The organism is Bacillus sp. EKM202B, from assembly GCF_011066025.1.
GTDB classification, from domain to species: Bacteria; Bacillota; Bacilli; order Bacillales; family Bacillaceae_G; genus Bacillus_A; species Bacillus_A toyonensis.
This window is the reverse complement of sequence record NZ_JAAMNK010000097.1, coordinates 1-605: the sequence shown is the minus strand read 5'-3', so window position 1 is coordinate 605 and position 605 is coordinate 1. Positions and strand designations below refer to the sequence as shown.

The following is a 605-nucleotide window of genomic DNA, read 5'->3' as shown; positions in this document are numbered from 1 at the left end:
ACGATAAAGGATTCATCGACTCTCCATGAATCGTTTGTTGATTTAAGATGATGCCGTATTTTCTCTTCTAATTGAGGTCCATATTGATGAACCCAGCGCATAATTGTAGTGTGAGCTGTGGATAAGCCTCTTTCCTCCATCATTTCCACCAACCAGGTTACGGAAGCTCAAATTGTACTGTAGGCACCACCTTACCGTTAATAAAATTAATTCCGGCTGATAATGCTTCCATTTAAATATATTTTCCTTTTCCATACTGATCACATACCTTTTATAGAGTAGTACTATCAGTATGTCCAAGTTTGATAGACCATTTTCATATACTTCAAAGTTTTTTGCACCAGAACCAAAGAAAAAGACATCCTTCCGGATGCCTTTCCACAGTTTCTAGGTTTACACATTTTGTAAATGTGATAGGACGTTAGGTTCGAATCTAACGATTAAAGAAAAAAATCTGAGCAGTTCTATTACATTATATGCTAATCTGGACTAGTAATTCTATGCAATTTTACATATTAGGGGTCACAACACATCGCTATCAAGCTAAGCTCATACAACGTCAATTATAGTAGAGAGTGTTTCTTTTTTCTAAAGGTTATGTGTAA

Annotated in this window: 1 pseudogene; it reads right to left on the bottom strand. The window is 35.5% G+C overall.

Annotated features, from left to right (window positions below):
• Positions 1-255 (bottom strand): annotated as a pseudogene (locus G9F74_RS29470) (transposase domain-containing protein); the annotation flags it as partial.
• Positions 256-605 lie beyond the last annotated feature (350 nt).